This is a genomic window from Actinosynnema sp. ALI-1.44 (assembly GCF_001984155.1).
Classification (GTDB): Bacteria; Actinomycetota; Actinomycetes; order Mycobacteriales; family Pseudonocardiaceae; genus Kibdelosporangium.
In genome coordinates this window covers 864,663-879,740 of the sequence record NZ_MTQO01000054.1, presented here as the reverse complement: position 1 = coordinate 879,740, position 15,078 = coordinate 864,663, and the positions used below count along the sequence as shown (strand labels likewise).

Here is a 15,078-nt window from a genome sequence, read left to right as displayed (position 1 = left end):
GCATCCTCCCGGCAGGTAAGAAGAGCGCGCGAAAACAGGACAGGCAAAAAGGAACGTGTACGTTACAGCCGCGCTACGACAGGCCAAAATTAATCACCGAAGCCACGCGGCGCAAGACCCGAAAAAAGCATCAATACAGGTAGGACATCTTTGTCATGCGTTGCCAAAACGCCGAATAGTTGTCAGCAAATGAGCACTCGCGGGCAGCTTTTGTCGAATAGGACGGAAAACGTGGCCGACCCGCTGCGGTGCGGATGTCAAGTGTCCAGGAAGCCGCAACCGACCCACCCGCTGCTGAGCAAGCAGGTCAGCCCGGGCTGTCGGTGATGGTCAACGGAATGTCCCAGATGCGTGGACGGTGGCCTTCCCACCGCTGAAGGCCGATGTCGCGAGTGGCCAGCCGTCCAAGAACTCGTGTGCCGCTCCGACGATCGCCGTCGAATCATACTGACGACCGTTGTGCACCAGGATGTGTGGCCAATGCGGGTGGTGCCGCTGTGCTCGCCGCAAACGGGATGAATTGAATTTGATGCAACACTCGCCCATAAGAGAAAACTGGCGGGAACTCGGTGGCGCACGTCGCCGAGTACGAGGGCCATCCGCGACGGAGGCCGTTGTCCTACGACGAAGTCCAGGCGTTGTTCGACGCGGCCGACGGGCGAGTGGCCCGGATCAGGGGCCAAGGCCGGAAGGGGGCACTGTGTGCGCTGCGTGATTCGGCTGTTCTTAAGGTGGTTTACGCGTTTGGCTTGCGGCGGACTGAGACATCCAGACTGGACCTCGTGGATGTTCGACGTAACCACAAGGCGCCGATGTTCCGCGACGCCGGGAGTCTGATGGTGCGCTACGGCAAGGCAAACCGTGGCGGACCACCCAAACGGCGCCTGTCACCACGGTCGATCAACACCGCGTTCACGGTTGCCCGCGACGAGGCTGGATTGGATCCGGCACTGGATCTGCACTGCCTTCGGCGTTCGTTCGTCACACATCTGATCGAGTTCGACTACCCAGAGAGGTTCGTGCAGGAGCAGGTGGGTCATTCGCACGCGGCAACCACGGCGATCTACAGCGGGGTGAGCAACGAGTACCGCAACAAGCTGATGACGTCATCGATGCGAGCGCGGCTCGGCCGGGACTGGGATGGTGGATCGTGATCAAGAAGATGGGTTATGAGTGGCATCTGCGGCAGCGGATGGCCGAGCGGAAGTTGTTCCAGACCACGGAGTTGGTCCCTTTGTTGGCCGAGCGTGGGGTCGTGCTATCCCGCGAGCAAGTCTTCCGGCTGGTCACCCAGCCGCCGCAGCGGTTGAACATGGATGTGTTGGTGGCCCTCTGCGACATCCTGGTGTGCACCCCGAACGATCTGATCGAGCCGGCGGTGGTGAACCAGCAACTCCGCAAGACCGCCCACGGGGTGGCTCCGTCTGCCGACGCACCACCGCCGGTCGTGCGGCGCACTGTGATCCGGCGGCCGGGTCAGTGACGTCTACGCGAACGGGGAAGCGTGGACCTCGGCAGCGTTACTCCGGCACACTGCAGGACGCGCGCACCGAACTGGTCGTCCATCTCCGAGCGGTTGTGGGGCAGGAACTGAGCGACGAGGCGGCCGAGGAGGTATTACGTTCGGCCGAGGTGGCCGGCCCGCGGACCGTGCGTCCTCTCGCCTCCTACATCCGGTCCACACCGGACGCGTTGTCCGCGCCACCCGCGCACTGCCCAGTGGGTCTGGTCCGTCTGTTGCTGGCCTTGGACGGCGCCGGATACGACAAAGCGGTCACACAACGGGCCTGCACAAGTTGCGGGCGCGCCGGGATCATGTTGCCCCAAAATTCCGAGTCCGGCCGCGTCTGTGCCCGCTGCGCAGGCCGAGCCAATCAGCGACCGTGCGGTCACTGCGGCGAGATCGGGTACATCGTCACACGTTCCGCCGACGGCATTAATACCTGCCGGCGCTGTTACCGGGCCAGCCCATCACGCCTGCGGCCCTGTGACGACTGTGGACAGATGCGCGAACCAGGGCGACGCACAGGTCCACAATCGTGGCTGTGCATCCCCTGCAGCCCCGCGTCCGCTGCACGTGTGCTCCCGCTGCGGCACCCTGGCACCGGCTCACACCAACGGCCAGGACCAGGGGCCGGTCTGTCGCGAGTGCTACACCTCCCCTCCACGCACCTGCGGAACCTGTGGCTTGGACCGACCGATCGCCAAACAGGCGGTCGACGGACAACCTGACGTCTGCGTCCACTGCTACCGCGGACGCAGAGACGGGTGCAGTATCTGCTCCCGCACCCTCGACGGCGTCACTCGCTTTCACGGCGGCGCCCTCATCTGCACCAATTGCCGGCCCCGTACACCAAAGACCTGCTCACTCTGCCGACGACGACGCCACGTCCAGGCGAACTGGCCGCTGGGCTCCATCTACTCCAGTTGTTACTCCTCAGCCACCCGGCACCCCACGCCCTGCACACGTTGTGCCACCACGCGCGTACTCGTCGGCCACACCGACGACGGCGAGCGAATCTGCGGGCCCTGCACTGGCGTCGACATCAACTTCACCTGCCTCACCTGCTCCCATCCCGGCGACATCTACGCCGATGGCCGCTGCGCCCGCTGCGTGGTCAGCGATCGAGCGACCGACCTGCTCCGCCACGACAACCGGCCAGTCACGGCACAATTGCTGCCGCTGCAGGAAGCACTCATCAGAGCAACCAACCCACGGTCGGTCATCGCCTGGCTGAGGTCCAGCCCCGTCGTCCGCCTCATCGCCGACCTAGTCGAGAAACACGCCACCATCAGTCATGACCACCTCGACTCGTTGCCCCCAACAAGAACGTCGACTATCTGCGCGCCACTCTCGTCGCGATCGACATCCTGCCGCCCCGTGAGGAACAGCTGGCCAGGCTTGGCCCCTGGATCAACACCACCTTGACCGACCTTCCCGCCCATCACTTTCGCTACCTACGCCCCTTCATCGAGTGGGACGTCCTGCGCACTGCGCGACGCACCGCGGCACGCAAGCGATACACCATCAGTTCGGCCACCCTCGACCGCAGCAAAATCCGCTCGGCGATCCAGTTCCTCAGCTGGATAGAACAGCAGCAAACAGACTTGGCCTCGATCACCCAAGCCCACGTCGATATCTGGCTCACCACCGGACCACCAACCAGGCAACGAGCACGCGCATTCCTGCGCTGGACCACAGCACGAAAGATCACCACGCCACTCACCATCGCGCACCAGAGTCCCGCGCTGCCCACCCGGTTCCTCGACGAGGAGGGGCACATCGACCAACTCCGACGCTGCCTCACAGACTCCGCCATGCCCACCGAGGCCCGCATCGCCGGAGCCCTGGTCCGGCTCTACGCCATGCCGCTCACACGGGTTGTGGAACTGACCGCCGACCGCGTTCACCACCACACGGCGACACCTTCCTCACCATCCGCGCGAACCCGGTGCTCTTACCGCCCAGCCTCGCCACGCTGATCGACCAGCAACTGGCCAACCACCAACGCGGCATCATCCCCGGCAACACCCACTACCTGTTCCCCGGCACCGTCCCCAACCGACCGCTCCGATCCGAATCGCTCGGAGTTCAGCTCCTCCGGCACGACCTCGGCACCCCCGCCGCACACAACACAGCCATGGCGATGCTGATCACCGACCTCCCAGCCGTCGTCGTCAGCGACATGATCGGCATCAACATCAAAACTGCCAACCAATGGCTCGGCTACGCCCGGAACAACTGGACCGACTACCTCGCCGCCCGGCAAGAAGACGAATAGCGCCTCCACCCGACGCCCGCCACCCGTTGAACACCACCCAGCGGTGATCACCCGTTCCGGTTCTCGACAACGACCATACCCTTGGCGCAGCATGAAACACGCGGTCGCTGTGGGTGGCCGTGCGTGGATCCAGCGGGGATGATGGCCCGCCCGCCGGAAGGTTGTCCGCGCGGTAAGGACGATCTCGGATGACGGCAGGGAGTCCTCGAACGAGGGCCCGCTTAAGGAACGAGATCACGGCCGCGGTGACGCGGCACGTGAGCGCACCCATCCCTCGGGCGCCGGGTGGCGCGAGCCTGCTCGCAGTGGGCGAGTCGGCTCAGGGGGACCGTCCCGCATCTGACGGGCGCTCCCGCACCGGTTGTGTTCCGTCTTCCCTCGCCTTGGTATTCCGTGTGCGCTGTACATGGCCACCGCGCACGGCTCGCTGTGGAAGGAGGTGCACACCATGGGCCGAGAAACCCCGATGAATCATGAAGCCGCGGAACGGATCTCCGCCGCGGCCGAACGCGATCCGGACTCGCCGGCCGCGCAGAGCGGATTCGACGACCGCGCGCAACAAGCAGCCGATCGCAACGATGACGCCGACTGACCTGCCCCGATGGACCGTCCGCGCAGAGCCGCCCCACCGGGGTTCTGCGCGGACACTGACAATCTCGGGCAACGTCAACGCCATCGAGACGTCTCGACTCACCCAGGCGGTCGACCAACCACCACAGTCACGATCGCCGGTTCTCCCGAGCATTGAGTGCCTCGTTCACCGGGTCCTGACGACCTCCCTGCGATGGCGGTGAACGTCGAGCCTGGACAGCTGCTCCGCGCTCGCGCTGCGCCCGTTGCTCAGCAGTCAATCCCGCAGGTTCTGGTGTCCGGCTGTCAAGCAACGGCCAGAACGGTTCCTCCAGATCGCCCGGCGGATCCTCCCACCATCCAGCACGCCGCCACTGTGGCCGCTTCCGCGTGCTCATCGTCCTCCGCCTCTCAGGACACGGATATGCCACTGCAAGCCTCCGCTGCCGGAGGATCGATCAGAAGATCAGCCACCCATTCGAGTGAACAAGACCGTCCGACCGTCAGGACACGATCACACCCGGTTGCCAACGACGGTGCTGGTCAGCGACAGATCCACACGGGGTGGGAACCGAATACGCCAGAAGGGCCGCGGCCCGGTGTAGGTCCTGGTCAGTCTGATCGCCTTCTGCACGGCCATCGGCAGCCACTTCCTCGCCGCCGACCACAACGGCCGCACCCGCGCCGAGGTCATCGCCCGCGCCGCCGACCTGCTGCTCAACCTCCCGCCCGACGCCCCGGACGAGCCTGACCGCCTGGTTCCTGATCGCCGCCACCGAATCGCTGACTCACCGGTACCTGGCCGACTTCCCGGACGGTGACCGGCCGGCGTTCCGGGACGAACTGATCGTGATGCTCACGCGGTTTGCCGTCCGGGAATCGGATGGTTGACGTGCCACCGCCGGTCCGGGTCGACCTGCGCTTTCAGCGCGGTCAGCCGTGGCCAGTCCCCGGGGGCGAACGCGGACCGGACGTGGTCCTCGGTCATCGGTCCGAAGCTTTGGGCGAGCAACCGTCCGATCGCCTGCCCCGCGACCAGCGCCATGGCCTCCTCCAGCAGCGGCCGAACCACCTCCTCTCCGTTGTCCACGATGGACAGCACGTGCAGGGAGTACGCGGCGTCCCGGTGCGCCACCACGCTCGGGATCTCGGGCGACCGGGCGAGTGCGCCACCGAGATGCCGCAGCACGATCACCGAGAACGCCGGGGCCGACGGACCGGCCAGTGACACGAGTTTGGCGAGGGCCTGTGAGTCGAGCCCGTTCAGCAGCCGGTGCTCCGACCGGTAGGGATGCGGCTGCTTCGGCTCGTCGAACACCTCGCCCGACTCCACGAACGGCAGTTCACGCAATTTGTCGGCGAGGACCGGTCCTGCTGCCCGCAAGGGCCGCACCAGCCGCGCACCATCGTCGGCGGATCCGGCGTAGGAGACCTGGACTTGCGCGACGTGCCTGCCCCGCAAGTGTTCCGGGAACATCGGAGCGTCCGGATAGGACAGCACGGACACCGCCGAGGTCATCTCTTCCGGCACCGTGTGGGTCCACTCGTGCCAGACGTCCATGATGTCCGGGGTCTGGGCAAGATCGAAGTACAGCCCACCGCCGTACAGCCGGGCGACCGGAACCAGCCCGATTTCCATCCCGGTCACCATGCCGAAGCTGCCGCCACCACCCCGCAACGCCCAGAACAGCTCGGAGCCAGGGGTGACCTCCTGCACGCCGCCGTCGGCGGTGACCAGCTCGAAGCGGCGCACCCAGTCCGAGGCGTACCCGTATCGGCGCCCGAGCAGCCCGATTCCGCCGTTCAGTGTGTAGGACACCGCACCGACGCCGGGTGAGCTTCCGGACAGCGGCGCGAGGCCGTGCGGCGCGGTCGCGTCGACCACCTGCTGCCAGGACGCTCCGGCCTCCACCCACGCGGTGCGGGCCTGCGGGTCGACACGGACACCGGACATCCGGCGGGTGCTGATCAGCACGCCGCCCTCCAGCCCGGCCCCACGCCCATGCCCGCTGAACTGCACGGCGACCTTGGCGCCGGTGCGGTTCGCGTACGCCACGGCGTCACGCACATCCTGCGTGCTGGTGACACCGGCGATGAGCGACGGCCGGTGCGGGCGGTTGAGCTGGTACCCGGTGGCCTCCTCGTCGAATCCGTCCGTCCCCGGGAGGAGGACAGGGCCGTTGGTGGTGAGTGCTTTGGTCATGGCCTCACATTAAGTAGCCTTGCGGACATAGACTGTCCGCAAGGAGGTCGGGTGAGTAAGGACATGCCGGGCCGGATGTTGCGCCTGCTGTCGCTGCTGCAGAGCAGACGCGAATGGTCGGGGACCGAACTGGCCGAACGGCTCGGCGTGACCGGCCGGACCGTCCGGCGGGACATCGACCGGCTGCGGGCCCTGGACTACCCCGTCGACGGGACGACCGGCACCGCCGGTGGTTACCGGCTCCGGTCAGGCCGCAATATCCCTCCCCTGCTGCTGGATGACGAGGAGGCCATCGCGATCGCCATCGGCCTGGTGACCGCCGCCGGGAGCACCGCAGGCGCGCCGGACAGTTCGATGCGGGCGTTCGCGAAGCTGGAACAAGTGCTGCCTGCCCGGCTGCGGCCCCGGCTCGCCGCGATCACCGGCACCACCACGGCAATCCCGAACCAGGGCCTGCCGCAGGTCGACCCGCCGACGCTGGCGTTGTTGGCCGCGTGCTGCCGTGACCAGGAGGTCTTGTCGTTCGACTACCGCAGCCGCGACGGCTCCCCCAGCACCCGGCGGGTCGAGCCACGCGAACTGGTGACATTCGGCGGGCGCTGGTACCTGCTGGCTTTCGACCTCGATCGGGATGATTGGCGGACCTTCCGGATCGACCGGCTCGAGCGGCCGTTGGCCACGCATCGGCGGTTCAGCCCACGCGAGCTGCCCGCCGAGACCGCGGCCGACTACGTCGCCACGGTGTTCGCACGGGCGTCCTACCGGTACACCGCGGTCATGGCCGTGCGCATGTCAGCCGAGGCCGTGCGCGCCGGAGTGTTCGGCCCATTCCGCTGGGGGGTCGCCGACACCGGGCCGGGGGAATGCTCGGTCCGGCTCAGTGCGGACTCCCCGGAGCTGGTGGTCCAGCACATCGCGGCGATCGCCGCGCTCGGCGCCGGGTTCACCCTGGACGCTCCGGCCGAGATCACCGACCGCCTCCGTTCTCTCGGCGCCAACCTGATGTCGTCTTCCGGAACATGAACTGTCGGCTCGCTGTCACCGCCCCACTGAGTCGCTGCCGGGTATCCGTATAGCTGTTCGGCACGAAACTCGTTTGTTCGGTACCACTTTGGCGGCTGCCGCTTTGCTGGCAGCCGCTTCACCAGCGGCAGGCGCGGCGACTTTGCCCAAGGCGCGCAGCCGAACAACAGCACCTGCTGGCCGGCGCCCGACCCTCCAGCCTCGATAACGACACCCTGGACCGAGTCCAGCGCGTCTATCGCGAGGGGATGGACGGGCATGTCGCGTTCGAGAACCAGCTCGCCCGCTGGCAACGCGATCAACCCCTGTCTCGGAGGGCAGACAGATGAGGATCCAGTGCTCGATACGCACCCTGATTCGGATCGCGCTGTGGGCAGTCTGCGTCGGTGTTGTTCTCGGCGTGGTCCTGGCCCAGCTGGGCACAGCCGCCACCAGGTGATCGCCGCTCACGTACGCGGAGCGACCAGTACCCGTGGTTCCAGGTCGAGCCGGGTCACCGGCGCTTCCTCCGGAGGGGACAGGTTGAGCACGAGATCGCCCATCTGCCGGATGGTGTGGGTGCCTCGACCAGACCACACCGTTCGAGCGAGAATACGGCACGTCTGGGATACCGCCCATCCACCAGCTCGCGAGTCGGTTGCCCGAGGTCCGTCCTGTTGCCACCATTGGGGCTCCTGCTGATCCGGCACATGTTCTCCAGCTGATCGGGGACTCGCGGGCCGAGATCGAGGCGCGGGGTGAGGCTGAGGTTGTGCTCGCCGGGCGGACTTTTCGGATTCGCCGTCAGTTCCTCGACGACATCGCCGAGCAGCCGCAGGCCGAGCGGATCGCTGGGCTCAAGGCCGCTTCTGGTGATGCACTCCCCTGTCGACGAGTACGTGGGGATCGACAATGCGCGGCGGATCTTCGACGCCGCACATCACCCCAAGTCGTTCGTCGCCCTTGACGGGGCCAACCACCTGCTCACCGACAAGTGTCCCGTGCACCGGACGTTGCCCTCCGAGATCTCCATCGGGGCGAGTCCGTGAGACGCCAGGTGCGGGGCGATGTTCGGCTCGTGAGTGTTTAGTCCGGTTAGAACCAAACACTCACGAGGGTTGTTCAGTCGTCCTGGATCTTCTCTCCTGTGTAGACCAGGAGGTAGGCCAGGACGCTTGCGATCCCGGCGGTGACGCAGGCGGCGTCGGCCACCGATGTTCCGAAGACCTCGACCAGCGGGCCGGATCCGGTGACGATGCCGATGGTCTGCCCCAGTGTCACGGCGATGCCGCCGATCAGGAACACGGCCAGCAGGACGCGGGACGCGGTCAGCAGGACTGTGCGCATGTCGGCTCCCTTCACGTCGGGATCCAGAGAATGCCGACGGCCAGCAGGATGCCGGTGATCAGCGTCGGGATCAGGTAGTAGAGCACCACGGGGACGAAGATGCGGACCGGGTTGATCTCCGCGATCCCCGCGGCGACGTAGAGCGGTGCCGCGCCGGGCGGGGAACAGCCCTCCGACGACGCCCAGACGAGGATGGCGGCGAAGGCCACCGCCGGGTGGATCCCGGCGGTGGTCAGCGCGACGAACGCGACCGGCCCGACGGCGGCCACTGTGGACGTCGTGTTGAGCGGACCGGCGACGATCACGATCACCAGACCCACCACGATGGCCGCGACCACCTTCGGCACGCCGGTCAGACCGGTCAGGTACGGCGTGAGCTGCTTGCCCAGCCCGAGCGTGTTGAGCACGTTCGACGCCGCGAAAGCCGCGATCATCGTCATCCCGACGAGGCCGAGTTTCGGGCTGACCTCGCCCAGCAACGACCACCACTGGGAACGGCCCCGCGGCAACGCCTTGCGCTCGACGACCAGGCCGACCAGCAGCATCACGACCGGCAGCCAGATCAGCAGCGGGATCACGTCGTCCGCGTCCAGCCCGGTCCGGCTGACCACGAGGCTCCCCGACGCGACGATGATCGGCAAGGCTATGGAGCCGAGGACCACCAGGGAAGGCCAGCCCGCCCGGAACGAGGTCCGGAGTGGACGGATGTCGGCCGCGGCCATCGCGCCGACACCGCGTTTGCGGACGATCACCGCCGCGACGACCACCCGCATCAGGACCATCCAGATCCCGGTGATGAACATCGCCGCGACGATGTCGCCCGAGCTGAGCACCGGCAGCACGGTCGGCGCCGCGAGCAGGACGAAGAACGCGCCGCTGAAGGGGAACGTGGCGCCGACACCGGCGTTCCCGGACAGCACCAGCGCCGCCGTCTCCCCGCTGGCCTTGGACCGCTTCATCCAGGGAATGGTGATCGAACCGATGGTCGCCACGATCGCGGCGCCGTTGTGCGCCACCGCTCCGAACAGTCCGGACGCGACGGTCGCGGCGTAGGCCGATCCGCCGCGGTACCGGCCGAGGACCGAGCTGAGGATGTCGACCATCCGGCCGACGAGACCGGTCCTGGTCAGCAGTTCGCTGACGAACACGAAGGCCAGCGCGGCGAAGGTGATCTCCGACTTGAGCCCGTCGACCAGGCTCTTCCAGCCGACCGCGAAGGCGTCCGCCCCGGCGAACGCGGCGGTGACGACGAACCCGACAGCCATGGCCTCGCCGATGTTCCGCTTGAACACGGCGTTCCACACGACGATGGTCAGGATGAAGGCGCCTAAGGCGTAGATCGCGTTCATCACTCGTCACCTTCGGCTGGTGCCAGACCGGCCCGAGTGTACGCCTCCCTCGCCAACTGTCCACAGAGGAAGTCGCGCAGCCGGGTGGCGTCCGGGGCCGCACCGGTGCCGACGGCGACCGAGAAATCGCTGTAGTGCTGGACCTCTTCGGGCAGTGGACCGACCACCCGCGCCTCGGGGACGAACTTGAGTTCGCTCATCTGCTGGATCGCGAGGTCCGCCCGGCCGTCCAGCAGAGCGAGTGCGGTGAACCCCTTCTCCACCACGGTCGCGCGAGCGTTGACCTCGTCGGCGATGCCGAGGTGTTCGATCAGGGTCGCGAAGTAGATGCCGCTGGCACCGGTCCGGGAGTACGCGACCGAGCGGGCCGACGTCAGGGTCTCGCGCAACACCGGAACCGCCGAGATGTCGGGAACGGACACGTCGGGCCCGACCGCGACACCGACGCCGACCTTGGCGACGGGCACGATCGGTTGACCAAGCGTGGCAACGCTTTCGGTCACCGCGACGATCACGTCCGGCTGCGCGCCCGCTTCGATCCGCTTCATCAGCACAGTGGTGGGGTCGAACACGGTCTCCACCGCGATCCCGGTTTCCGCCGTGAACACGGGAACCAGTTCTTCGACGGCTTTCTTCACCGCGAGGACGCTGAACAAGGTGATCATGCTGGATGTCCGTTCGTCATTGAACAAGGTCCTGCCGTTGCCGCTCGGTCAACGGCCGGGTGCGCATGCCGTGCAGCAGCAGGAAGATCTTGGCTGTGTGTTCGATCTCGTCGAGCACGTCCATGGCCGTGCCGAGATCTGCTCCGGCGATGACCGGTCCGTGATTGCTGAGCAGAAACGCCCGATGATCCGTGGCCGCGTCGGTCACGGCGGCGGAGATGTCTGTGTCTCCAGGCGCATAGTACGGAAGCAGAGGGAGCTTGCCAACACGCATCGCGAAATACGCTGTCAGCGGCGGGATCGCGTCGGCCGGGTCGAGACCGTCCAGACACGACACCGCCGCCGTGTACGTGGAATGCGTGTGCACCACGGCATTCGCGTCCGGGCGTTGCCGTAGAACGATCGCATGCAGGAAGGCCTCTTTGGACGGTCTCGGCCCGTCGAGGTGGTTGCCGTTCAGGTCGATAGTGGACAGTTCTCCGGGCAGTAGCGTGCCGAGCTTGCACCCGGTTGGCGTGACCAGGATCTTGTCGCCGACTCGGACCGAGACGTTCCCGGTGCTGCCGTGCGTGAGGCCGCGCGCGTACAGCGTTCGGGCGGCGGTCACCAGCATGTCGCGTTCGCGAATCATTCGCCCTCCCCAGAGGCCGTGACGAGCAGGCCGACGTGGCCGAAGTTGCCGGATTTCAGCAGCAGAGCCAGGTCCGGCCTGCCGACCGGATGGATCCACGGCACGCCGACGTCGGCCTCCGCGCCGACAGCGCCGCCGGTGATCCCGAGTGCTCCGACGACCGCGCCCGACGTCTCGCCTCCGGCGACGACCAGCCGCCGGACTCCCTTGTCCACCAAGCCTTCGGCCACCAGTCCGGACGCGCGTTCCAGGATCCACGCGGACTCGTCGGTCCCGAGGACCTCCTGTGTCCGCCGGAGGTCGACCGGCCCCATCGACGAGTAGATCAACGGCGCCGCACCGTCGGGCAGGCCGTCGTACCACGCCAGTGCCCCGGCTGCGAGGAGGTCCGGATCGCTCTGGATCACCGGGTCGAGCCGGTACGCGGGCCTGCCGACCCTGATCATGGCGGCGATCTGTTCGAGAGTGCGTGCCGAGCAACTGCCGGACAGCACCGCCGCCGGGCCCACGGCCGGTGGAAGTGCCGGTGAATCCGCCGTTCCCGGTCTCGCGGTGGCAAGCCCCCGTGCCAATCCGGCTGCTCCCGCGACGAGTGGCGCTTCCCGCAGTGCCCGCCCGATCACGGTCAGATCGCTTTCCTCGACCGCGTCGACCAGGAGGTATCGGTCTTCGGTCGCGGACAAGGCTGCCGCCAGGTCGGCGCGCACGGTTTCGAGCGGCAGCACACCGACCGGCTCGGCGGTCTGGGCACGCAGGAGTCTCGGCAGGTACGAGTCACGCATGGGGTTCACCGGGTGGTCCCGCATGTGCGATTCGGCCAGCAGCGTTCCGCCGACGAAAAGGTGCCCCTGGTACTGCGTCCGCCTGTGTTGTGGCGAGCTGGGTGTCATGACGACGGTTTCGGCGCGCAGCGCGTCGGCGAGGACGTCGAGCACAGGGCCGATGTTGCCCAGCGGTGTCGAGTCGAATGTGGAGCAGTATTTGAAGTAGATCTGGTCGCAGCCGTCGTGGCGCAGCCATTCGAGCGCGGCCAGCGACTGCGCCGTCGCCTGTTCGACGGGTGCCGAGCGGCTTTTCAGCGCGACGACCACGGCGTCGTGGCCGGGCAAGCCGGTGGATTCGGGTGGGGCTCCGAAGAACAGCAGGGTCCGCAACCCTTGGGAGCGCAACGCCACCGCGACGTCGGTGCCGCCGGTGTAGTCGTCAGCTATGGCGCCGATCATGTCGTGATCACCGACTTCAGTTTCGCCGCGGCGCTGCGCGGGCCGGAGATGACGGGGATGTCGAGCGTCGGCGCGTAGGGAGTGAGTGAGTACTGGGCCAACAGGACCGCGTCCACGTCATGGGAACGGCACGCGTCCGCGATGTCCGCAGGAAGGGAGACAACTCCGGTCGCATTGGGGTGATCCAGCCTGGAAAGGGTGTCGCGTAGCGCCGGTTCCAGTGACGCGACAACAAGAAGACTCCGATGTGCGCGTGCGTGCTCGAAAGCCGCCGCATCGGGCGCCAGTACGGGGATGCCGGACGATTCCTCGGCGATGAAGCCGTACATCGAGCACGTGAGGAGCACGGCATCGGCGGAACCCGCCGCGTAGGCGATCAGTCGCCGCATCCGGTTGGCCAGCTGGGGTGTGACGCCGCCGCTGCTTTCCGCGTCCGGCAACAGCTTGTCGTCGAGGAGGTTCCACGGGTCGGCCTGCGGGAACTCCTCGGCCAGCGCGGACACGGCCGGGCCGATCGCCGCGGTGGTCGCGCTGATCAGGGCGATACGGGGGCTCATGGCAGCAACTCCTTGATCCACCGCAGGCCCGTGGACGTGTCGGTGACCGGCTGGTACTCGCACCCGATCCAACCGTCGTAGCCCGCGAGCGCGGAGAAGACGCCGGGCCACGGGACATCGCCCGTTCCCGGCTCGCCACGCCCTGGTGGGTCACCGATCTGGACGTGCCGGATCACCGGCAGGAACGAGGTCAGCGAGCCGATCACGTCGGTCTCCATGACCTGGGCGTGGTACACGTCGAAAAGCAGGCCGACACCGATCTCCTCGGCCACGGCAGCGGCCTGTTCCTGGCTCTCCAGGATGAAACCCGGCTTGCTCTGCACCTCCAGCAGGAGGCTGACATCGCAACCGTGGGCGCGTTCGGCTGCCCACGCGACGTTGGCGACGTACCGCGCGAACGCCCGGTCTCGACTGACACCGTTTGGGATGGCCCCGCCGACCAGGTGCAGGAACGAACTGCCGAGTTCGACCGCGTATTCGAGGCCCTGGTCCACGCCGCCGCGGAAGTTCGCGTCCATACAGGTGAACGGGGTGTTGATCAGTACTTGCGCGAGACCCGCGTCGGCCAGGCGCTTGGTCAGCCAGGCCGGTGTGTGCGGGTAGGGGTCGGCGTATTCGACTCCGGTGAACCCGGCTGCCGCCGCCGCGTCGAAGCGTTGTTCGAAGGGCAGTTCGGTGAACAACCACCCGAGGTTGGCATCGAGTCGCATCAGAACACCTTGTGGTTGACGAGGTTCTTCGGGGCGCGGCCGTTGAGGACGTCGATCACCTGCTGGGCGGCCATCAGGCTCGACCGCGACCGCGCCTCTGCCGTGGCGCCCGCGATGTGGGCGGTGACGATGGCGTTGTCCAGTTCCCGCAACCTGCTGTCGGCGGGCAGTGGTTCCTCGCGTAGTACGTCGAGCGCCGCCCCGGCCAGTTCGCCTTCGGCCAGCGCGTCGGCAAGGGCGTCTTCGTCCACGACTTCACCACGCGCGGTGTTGATCAGGTAGGCGCCCGGTTTCATCGCGCGCAACGCCGCCGCGTCGATCAGGTGCCGGGTCGCCGGACTGAGGAAGATGTGCAGGGTCAGGAAGTCCGACTGCCGCAGTACTTCGTCGAAGCCGACGACCGAGACGCCTTCCTCGGTGACCGGCTCCCGGTCGTAGGCGATGACGCGCATGTCGAGCGCCAGCCCCAGGCGTGCGACGGACTTGCCGATCGTGCCGAGTCCGATGACGCCGAGCGTCGCCCCCTCCAGTTCGCGGCCGCTGCGTTGTTCCCACGCTCCCGAATGGACACTCGCGATGTTCTGCGGGATGTGACGCGCGCAGTTGAGCATCAGGGCGAGCACGTGTTCGGCCACTGACCGGCGGTTGGCGCCGGGGGTGAAGGTGATGGCGACGCCGTTGCGGGTCGCGGCGTCGATGTCGATGTTGTCGTATCCCGCGCCGCAGCGACCGATGACTTTCAGCCTCGGGGCGGCGTCGAGCACCTTGGCGGTGAAGGCGTCGGTCCCCGCGACGATCCCGTCGACGTCCGCGACGACGTCGTGCAGGTCCTGCCCCGACGTGGCGCGCTGCGCGGGCGTGGCGAACACCGCCTCGAACCCGGCGTCGCCGAGCAGCCGATCCACATCACCGCCGGGAGCCAGGTAGGCGGCGGTCACGAGCACTCGCTTGGTCATGTTTCCCCTGATCAACAGCGGTCAGATGTAAATACTATATGATTGATGTCAATACTATAGTTTTGATCACCGCCCGGATGCCC

General features: G+C 67.1%; 17 protein-coding genes. 7 read left to right on the top strand and 10 right to left on the bottom strand.

Annotation, left to right across the window (positions count from 1 at the left end):
- The first annotated feature begins 782 nt into the window (after positions 1-782).
- The 5 genes from ALI144C_RS57025 to ALI144C_RS50950 all read left to right on the top strand — a co-directional run bounded on the left by ALI144C_RS57025 (position 783) and on the right by ALI144C_RS50950 (position 4,374).
- Positions 783-1,154, top strand: a complete 372-nt coding sequence (locus ALI144C_RS57025) for a tyrosine-type recombinase/integrase (protein WP_202819237.1) — start codon at positions 783-785, stop codon at positions 1,152-1,154.
- Positions 1,151-1,483 (top strand): helix-turn-helix domain-containing protein, encoded by a 333-nt coding sequence (locus ALI144C_RS50960; RefSeq protein ID WP_076994482.1) that lies wholly within the window; start codon positions 1,151-1,153, stop codon positions 1,481-1,483. Before ALI144C_RS57025 ends, ALI144C_RS50960 begins: the two co-directional genes overlap by 4 nt.
- Positions 1,484-2,925: 1,442 nt before the next feature.
- Positions 2,926-3,483: a hypothetical protein gene (locus ALI144C_RS53865; RefSeq protein WP_083754095.1), complete on the top strand. Its 558-nt coding sequence runs from the start codon at positions 2,926-2,928 to the stop codon at positions 3,481-3,483.
- Complete coding sequence (locus ALI144C_RS53860; RefSeq protein ID WP_083754094.1) at positions 3,453-3,782, top strand: hypothetical protein; 330 nt, start codon at positions 3,453-3,455, stop codon at positions 3,780-3,782. The genes ALI144C_RS53865 and ALI144C_RS53860 overlap by 31 nt, the downstream gene beginning before the upstream one ends.
- A gap of 406 nt (positions 3,783-4,188) precedes the next feature.
- Positions 4,189-4,374 (top strand): hypothetical protein, encoded by a 186-nt coding sequence (locus tag ALI144C_RS50950; RefSeq protein WP_076994481.1) that lies wholly within the window; start codon positions 4,189-4,191, stop codon positions 4,372-4,374.
- Positions 4,375-4,866: 492 nt separating this feature from the next.
- On the opposite strand, the gene ALI144C_RS56480 is transcribed toward ALI144C_RS50950, so the two are convergent.
- Positions 4,867-5,073: a hypothetical protein gene (locus ALI144C_RS56480; RefSeq protein WP_193441296.1), complete on the bottom strand. Its 207-nt coding sequence runs from the start codon at positions 5,071-5,073 to the stop codon at positions 4,867-4,869.
- Between the two features lie 135 nt (positions 5,074-5,208).
- Complete coding sequence (locus tag ALI144C_RS50940; protein ID WP_076994480.1) at positions 5,209-6,555, bottom strand: FAD-binding oxidoreductase; 1,347 nt, start codon at positions 6,553-6,555, stop codon at positions 5,209-5,211.
- 51 nt (positions 6,556-6,606) lie between these two features.
- Here ALI144C_RS50940 and ALI144C_RS50935 point away from each other — a divergent pair, with 51 nt between their 5' ends.
- Positions 6,607-7,578 (top strand): helix-turn-helix transcriptional regulator, encoded by a 972-nt coding sequence (locus ALI144C_RS50935; RefSeq protein WP_076994479.1) that lies wholly within the window; start codon positions 6,607-6,609, stop codon positions 7,576-7,578.
- An 854-nt stretch (positions 7,579-8,432) separates the two neighbouring features.
- A complete protein-coding gene (locus ALI144C_RS57020; protein ID WP_202819236.1) occupies positions 8,433-8,606 on the top strand; it encodes a hypothetical protein in 174 nt (57 codons plus the stop codon).
- Positions 8,607-8,679: 73 nt separating this feature from the next.
- Here the strand turns inward: ALI144C_RS57020 and ALI144C_RS50925 are convergent, their stop codons facing one another.
- Genes ALI144C_RS50925 through ALI144C_RS50890 form a run of 8 tightly spaced genes read right to left on the bottom strand, consistent with a single transcriptional unit; the run spans position 8,680 to position 14,995 of the window.
- Entirely contained in the window at positions 8,680-8,904 is a 225-nt protein-coding gene (locus ALI144C_RS50925) for a hypothetical protein (protein ID WP_076994888.1), read from the bottom strand.
- Positions 8,905-8,915: 11 nt separating this feature from the next.
- Positions 8,916-10,253 (bottom strand): TRAP transporter large permease subunit, encoded by a 1,338-nt coding sequence (locus ALI144C_RS50920; RefSeq protein ID WP_076994478.1) that lies wholly within the window; start codon positions 10,251-10,253, stop codon positions 8,916-8,918.
- Positions 10,253-10,918, bottom strand: coding sequence for a molybdate ABC transporter substrate-binding protein (locus ALI144C_RS50915; protein ID WP_076994477.1), 666 nt, complete (start codon positions 10,916-10,918; stop codon positions 10,253-10,255). The genes ALI144C_RS50920 and ALI144C_RS50915 overlap by 1 nt, the downstream gene beginning before the upstream one ends.
- 16 nt (positions 10,919-10,934) lie before the next feature.
- Positions 10,935-11,549, bottom strand: a complete 615-nt coding sequence (gene otnC / locus ALI144C_RS50910; RefSeq protein WP_076994476.1) for a 3-oxo-tetronate 4-phosphate decarboxylase — start codon at positions 11,547-11,549, stop codon at positions 10,935-10,937.
- Positions 11,546-12,772, bottom strand: a complete 1,227-nt coding sequence (otnK, locus tag ALI144C_RS50905) for a 3-oxo-tetronate kinase (protein ID WP_076994475.1) — start codon at positions 12,770-12,772, stop codon at positions 11,546-11,548. The genes otnC and otnK overlap by 4 nt, the downstream gene beginning before the upstream one ends.
- Positions 12,769-13,329 (bottom strand): hypothetical protein, encoded by a 561-nt coding sequence (locus ALI144C_RS50900; protein WP_076994474.1) that lies wholly within the window; start codon positions 13,327-13,329, stop codon positions 12,769-12,771. Before ALI144C_RS50900 ends, otnK begins: the two co-directional genes overlap by 4 nt.
- On the bottom strand, positions 13,326-14,039 hold the full coding sequence (locus ALI144C_RS50895; RefSeq protein WP_076994473.1) for a hydroxypyruvate isomerase family protein: 714 nt from the start codon (positions 14,037-14,039) through the stop codon (positions 13,326-13,328). The genes ALI144C_RS50900 and ALI144C_RS50895 overlap by 4 nt, the downstream gene beginning before the upstream one ends.
- Positions 14,039-14,995: a phosphoglycerate dehydrogenase gene (locus ALI144C_RS50890; protein ID WP_076994472.1), complete on the bottom strand. Its 957-nt coding sequence runs from the start codon at positions 14,993-14,995 to the stop codon at positions 14,039-14,041. The genes ALI144C_RS50895 and ALI144C_RS50890 overlap by 1 nt, the downstream gene beginning before the upstream one ends.
- Positions 14,996-15,078: the final 83 nt, after the last annotated feature.

Excerpts from the sequence above, each read along its gene's own strand:
- ALI144C_RS50900 (WP_076994474.1), bottom strand. The coding sequence starts at position 13,329 with ATGAGCCCCCGTATCGCCCTGATCAGCGCGACCACCGCGGCGATCGGC.
- ALI144C_RS50925 (WP_076994888.1), bottom strand. The coding sequence starts at position 8,904 with ATGCGCACAGTCCTGCTGACCGCGTCCCGCGTCCTGCTGGCCGTGTTC.
- ALI144C_RS50890 (WP_076994472.1), bottom strand. The coding sequence starts at position 14,995 with ATGACCAAGCGAGTGCTCGTGACCGCCGCCTACCTGGCTCCCGGCGGT.
- ALI144C_RS50915 (WP_076994477.1), bottom strand. The coding sequence starts at position 10,918 with ATGATCACCTTGTTCAGCGTCCTCGCGGTGAAGAAAGCCGTCGAAGAA.
- otnK (WP_076994475.1), bottom strand. The coding sequence starts at position 12,772 with ATGATCGGCGCCATAGCTGACGACTACACCGGCGGCACCGACGTCGCG.
- ALI144C_RS50950 (WP_076994481.1), top strand. The coding sequence starts at position 4,189 with ATGGCCACCGCGCACGGCTCGCTGTGGAAGGAGGTGCACACCATGGGC.
- ALI144C_RS57020 (WP_202819236.1), top strand. The coding sequence starts at position 8,433 with ATGCACTCCCCTGTCGACGAGTACGTGGGGATCGACAATGCGCGGCGG.
- ALI144C_RS50920 (WP_076994478.1), bottom strand. The coding sequence starts at position 10,253 with ATGAACGCGATCTACGCCTTAGGCGCCTTCATCCTGACCATCGTCGTG.
- otnC (WP_076994476.1), bottom strand. The coding sequence starts at position 11,549 with ATGATTCGCGAACGCGACATGCTGGTGACCGCCGCCCGAACGCTGTAC.
- ALI144C_RS50940 (WP_076994480.1), bottom strand. The coding sequence starts at position 6,555 with ATGACCAAAGCACTCACCACCAACGGCCCTGTCCTCCTCCCGGGGACG.
- ALI144C_RS50895 (WP_076994473.1), bottom strand. The coding sequence starts at position 14,039 with ATGCGACTCGATGCCAACCTCGGGTGGTTGTTCACCGAACTGCCCTTC.